The sequence below is a fragment of the Hydrotalea sp. AMD genome (assembly GCF_004100315.1).
Taxonomy (GTDB): domain Bacteria; phylum Bacteroidota; class Bacteroidia; order Chitinophagales; family Chitinophagaceae; genus Hydrotalea; species Hydrotalea flava.
In genome coordinates, this window is the sequence record NZ_SCKY01000056.1 from 1 (window position 1) to 5139 (window position 5139).

Below are 5139 nucleotides of genomic sequence, written 5' to 3' on the forward strand. Positions count from 1 at the left end.
TATTTTCGTTTTTCTTCGAAAGATGAAAACAAAGCCATTATTTATGATACCGCAGCATTATCGATCTTCTTTTCAACCATTTTATTTTCAGTAATACTTTGGATGAATCAGTCTGTTTTAGGAAATGTAACAGGGTTAAGTGGCTTTCCGGCGATTGTTCAACTAAGTATCATTGTAATCAGTTTAGATGCATTATCTACCATTCCATTTGCCAAATTGCGTCAGGAAGAAAGGCCATTGAAATTTGCATTTGTAAAAATCAGTGGCATTGTATTGAATATTTTAATTACCTGGTTTTTTATAGTGTATTGTCCGCAACAAATGCAGCATCCTAAAGGAAGTTGGGTAGTGTTGGTATTTAATCCTGAAACCAATCCTATAGTATATGTTGTATTTGCCAATGTGGTACAATCGGCAGTAACATTGCTGTTGTTGTCAAAAGAGATTGTTAAAATACAATTTAAGTTTAATGTTCGGTTGTGGAAACAAATGATGATATATGCCATGCCGTTAGTGATTGCAGGCATGGGTGGAATGATTAATGAAACCTTTGATAGATTAATGTTGCGTTGGTGGTTACCCGGTAGTGAAACATTTAGAGAAGAACAGGTGGGTATTTACAATGCCTGCTATAAATTATCGATTTTAATCACCTTGTTTATTCAGGCTTTTAGAATGGGTGCAGAACCATTTTTTTTTAAACAGGCCGAAAGCGAAAATCCGCAAAAGGTATATGCCCGGGTAATGAAATTTTTTGTAATCATTATTTCTGTAATGTTTTTAGTGGTAGCACTGTATTTGCCGGTATGGAAACATTTTATCGGTCCTAAGTATTGGGCAGGATTAAAAGTAGTACCCATTTTATTGTTTGCCAATATGTTTTTGGGCATTTATTATAACCTCAGTATTTGGTATAAGGTTACCAATAAAACCATGGCCGGTGCCTGGATAACATTAGCCGGCGCAGCCATCACTATTCTAATTAATTACATTTTTATTCCACATTATAGTTTTATGGCCTGTGCCTGGGCAACTTTTACCTGTTACGGAAGCATGATGATTATTAGTTATGTGTGGGGACAAAAAAAATATCGGGTGCCTTATGCCTGGAAGAAATTAATGGCATATATGGTGATTGCCGTTTTATTGTTTTTTCTGCATAACAGCATAACGGCATATATTACCAAAACTTTATTCAGCTATACTTTTGCCACTGCATTATTACTTGCTTTTGTTGTTTTTGTGTTAAGAATAGAACGCAGAGAAATGCAAAAGCTGCCGGTTATTGGCAAATGGATAGCTTAAGTAAATGTATCATTTACCATCACAGAGTCAATTCTTATATCTTTGTCGCTTTAAAATAAAATCAGTGAAAGCTAAACAAGTCATTATTCTGATAGCCGCCATCATTCTGGCCGATCAGGCTTTGAAATTTTATATAAAACTGCATTATTATGCGGGTGAGGAACACAATGTAATTGGTAGTTGGTTTCGCTTGCATTTTGTTGAAAATGAGGGAATGGCTTGGGGATGGAAATTTGGTGGAGGGTTTGGAAAAATTATTTTAACTTTATTTAGATTGGTTGCAGTAGTGTGGGGTACTTTTTTATTAAGAGATTTTATCAAAAAACAATACCATACTGGTTTTATAATTTGTGCAGCATTAATTTATGCCGGTGCATTGGGTAATTTGATTGATAGTATGTTTTATGGGCTGATATTTGATAACAGCGATGTGTTTTCACAAAATGTATCAAAATTAGTGCCTTTCGGTTCAGGCTATGCTCATTTTTTACATGGAAGGGTGGTAGATATGTTATACTTTCCTTTGGTGGATACCTATTATCCTAAATGGTTTCCTGTGTGGGGTGGTGAGCGATTTGAATTTTTTGAACCCGTATTTAATATTGCCGATGCTTCTATTTCGGTAGGTGTGATTATTTTGCTGCTTTTTCAAAATAAATTTTTCAACAAGAAACAGGATGCCCAGCAAAATACTGCTGCAACCGAAGAAGTAAAACCATTCCGAAATTAAATCTAAAATGGTTACTGAAAAACAAACAGTTTATAGTACCAGTTTTCTGCTCTGGAAGGGTTTGAAGGTATCAATTAAATCCTGCAACAATTGTTTTAGTACCCGTATACCATTCATTGAAAAGAGGTAGTATCATTTTTAATTTACTTTCCATTGTGTAATGGTAGAGTTATAAGGCATTACTGTTGTGCTGCCGGGTACTTCTATGGCAATGAGCCCAACTCCTTTCGCATAATAAAAAAAAGATGTTTGTGCCGTAGCATAGTTAATGGTAGGTGGTACCAGTGCCTGTATATCTAATTGCACTTTAATAACATTGGTAAAATTATTGCCATTATAGCTGGCTGTTAAACCACTGCCTAACAGTGTAAAATGGTATTTTACTTTAATGGTTTGATTGGCTACAATAGCAGTAACAATGGGAGAATCCCAACTCGTTCCTGCCGGTACCCCTGCTTTTAAAAAGGCATATTCTACCGGTCCTGATGAGTTGTCAGGATACAACAATCCATAGGTATAATAGGTATTGCCGCTTCTTCTATACAGTGCTGTATCACCTAAGCGATCAGTAAAAACGGCATACGATTGGCCCGTATTGGTAACAGTGTCTACAATTGGCAATACATGGGTAGTGATGGTGTTATTCAACTGGCTATCATTATACGTCCAGTAACTGCCAACGGTGGTAGGAAAATAATTGCCAATAACTGAAGTATTATAAGGTATGGTAAACTGGCAAACCGAACTGCCAAAAGTAACGGTGAAATTAGCGTCTATAGGTAAAATGGGCTTACCATAGCCTTTTAACTTAATAGTTTGAGTACCGGTTGATAAAACAATAGACGAATCATAAAACCAAAAGCCGTTTACGGTATCAGTAAAAATATAATATTTACCCGGCGAAATAATATTGGCTGTAACCACAATATAATTGCTATCTGTTAACACACTATCTACCAGGTAAGTACCATTTACATATACATTTTGGCAATTACCGGCCGTATCTTGCAGAGAGCCAATAGCGGTACCACTGTATCCTTTTCCGGTTTCAAAACTATACTCTTTGGTACATGCCATAAAAATAAAGAGTACGGTTATAAATGCCAAGCTATATTTCAGTAGTGCCTTCATGCGGTAAAATTAATGGTAAAGGTTAATGTATTGATAGTATTTATACTAATAACGCTGTTTGGTTCGTAAAATTTTTATGGTGCAATAATGCATCTACATTGGTTAAAGTAATATGGCTAATTTCTTCCAATGCTTCTTTTGTAAAAAACGCCTGATGTGCTGTTACCAATACATTTGGGAAAGCCATTAAACGTTGCAATGTATCATCGGTAATGATGTTTTCTGAGAGATCACGAAAAAATATATTTTCTTCCTGTTCATATACATCAATGCCTAAATAACCCAGGTGTTGTTGTTTTAGGGCTTCAATTACAGCATCTGTATCAATTAATCCGCCACGACTGGTATTAATTAACATGGCGCCTTTTTTCATCATTTGCAAAGTTGTCATGTTAATGAGGTGATGTGTTTGTGGCGTAAGCGGGCAGTGTAGTGAAATAATATCTGACTGTTCAAACACCTGAGCCAATGGCAGGTACGTTATGCCCGTTGTGGTGAATGATGGGTTGGTTTGTATATCATAAGCCAGTACCCGACAACCCATGCCCGTCATAATGGTGCAAAAAGCAGCTCCAATATGTCCTGTTCCAATTACCCCTACTGTTTTTTCTTTCATGGTAAAGCCAAGCAATCCGTTAATCGAAAAATTTTGTTCACGTACCCTGTTATAGGCTTTATGTGTTTTTCTGTTTAAGGTAAGAATCATGGCCAATGCATGTTCTGCCACTGCTTCAGGCGAATAGGCCGGTACCCTGCATACGCGTATTTGGTGTGCTTTTGCTGCTTCTAAATCAACGTTATTAAATCCGGCACAGCGCAGTGCAATTACTTTTACGCCTTTTTGTGCCAGCACTGCTATTACTGCTGCATTTACCTTATCGTTTACAAACACACAAATGGCATCGGTGGATTCTAAAGCCTGCACAATGTGTGGACCTAAATGCGTTTCAAAAAAAGTATATTCAAAACCATAATGGGTATTTCCTTTTATGAAAAATTCTTTATCGTAAGGTTGTGTAGAGAAAAAAGTAATTTTCATTCGGCTTTGTTTTTATAGAATGGATGCAAAAATGATGCTATTTATTTTCAGTATAAAGATAACGGTAGCTATTCAGACAATGGCCAAATGTGGAAAAACGGATATATCTTTTTGATAATTTCATGCCCAATCTTAAAATAAAGTACCCTGTGTACCGGGCCTGTTGAAATGTTGGGTGGATAAATGCCATTTTTCTGCATTCAGTCCATATTTGTGGTTGTAGGTGTTAAATTGCTGTTGCACCAAGGCAGCAATGGGGCCTTCGCCCCGCATTCTAATACCCCACCGGCTGTCATTTACTTTACCGCCATGTGCCTGTTCTATTAAATGCCACACTTTATTGGCCCTGTCGGAAAAATTTTTAAATAGCCAGTCATGAAATAGCGTGGCTATTGCACCATTCAGGCGTATAAATGTATAGGCCGAAAAGCTGGCACCTGCTGCTGCTGCCCGTTCCATAATACTTTGCATTTCGTGTTCATTTAAGCCGGGTATCATTGGCCCCAGCATTACACCCGCCCGTATGCCGGCCTTGCTCAATGTTTCAATAATACGCAAACGCTGCATCGCAGTAGTAGTTCGTGGCTCCATTACGCTGCGCAGTTGTTCGTTGAGTGAGGTAATGCTTACCAATACACTCACTAAATTTTTAGCAGCCATGTTTTTTAAAATATCAATATCGCGCAGTATGGCAGCGTTTTTGGTAATAATGCCTACCGGCTGGTTAAAAGCCTGGCAAACCTGTAGCAATTGCCGGGTAAGTTTAAATTTTTGTTCAGCCGGCTGGTAACAGTCGGTATTGCCGCTGAGTGAAATGGGCTGGCATTGCCAACCGGGTTTCATTAAAAATTTGCGTAACAGTTCGGGGGCATTTTGTTTCACCAATATTTTACTTTCAAAATCAATACCTGCGCTGTAGCCCCAATATTCATGC

5 protein-coding genes are annotated in these 5139 nt (G+C 37.6%); 2 read left to right on the forward strand and 3 right to left on the reverse strand.

Annotated features, from left to right (window positions below; all coding sequences use genetic code 11):
• Both EO766_RS17675 and EO766_RS17680 read left to right on the forward strand, forming a co-directional pair.
• Window positions 1–1305 (forward strand): lipopolysaccharide biosynthesis protein (locus tag EO766_RS17675; protein WP_287101707.1); only part of this gene is annotated, 1305 nt, incomplete at its 5' end.
• Window positions 1306–1369: 64 nt separating this feature from the next.
• Entirely contained in the window at window positions 1370–2035 is a 666-nt protein-coding gene (locus EO766_RS17680) for a lipoprotein signal peptidase (protein ID WP_287101708.1), read from the forward strand.
• Window positions 2036–2173: 138 nt separating this feature from the next.
• Here EO766_RS17680 and EO766_RS17685 read toward each other — a convergent pair whose 3' ends face one another.
• From EO766_RS17685 to EO766_RS17695, 3 genes are all read right to left on the reverse strand, one after another.
• Window positions 2174–3112 carry a hypothetical protein gene (locus EO766_RS17685; protein ID WP_143439633.1) on the reverse strand — a complete coding sequence of 313 codons (939 nt, stop codon included), beginning with the start codon at window positions 3110–3112 and terminating at the stop codon, window positions 2174–2176.
• A gap of 94 nt (window positions 3113–3206) precedes the next feature.
• Window positions 3207–4205 carry a 2-hydroxyacid dehydrogenase gene (locus EO766_RS17690; RefSeq protein ID WP_074419599.1) on the reverse strand — a complete coding sequence of 333 codons (999 nt, stop codon included), beginning with the start codon at window positions 4203–4205 and terminating at the stop codon, window positions 3207–3209.
• A 132-nt stretch (window positions 4206–4337) separates the two neighbouring features.
• Window positions 4338–5139 (reverse strand): PA0069 family radical SAM protein (locus EO766_RS17695; protein WP_287101711.1); only part of this gene is annotated, 802 nt, incomplete at its 5' end.

Bases quoted from the DNA above. Each gene is read 5' to 3' on its own strand.
- EO766_RS17685 (WP_143439633.1), bottom strand. From the start codon at position 3,112: ATGGCATGTACCAAAGAGTATAGTTTTGAAACCGGAAAAGGATACAGT.
- EO766_RS17690 (WP_074419599.1), bottom strand. From the start codon at position 4,205: ATGAAAATTACTTTTTTCTCTACACAACCTTACGATAAAGAATTTTTC.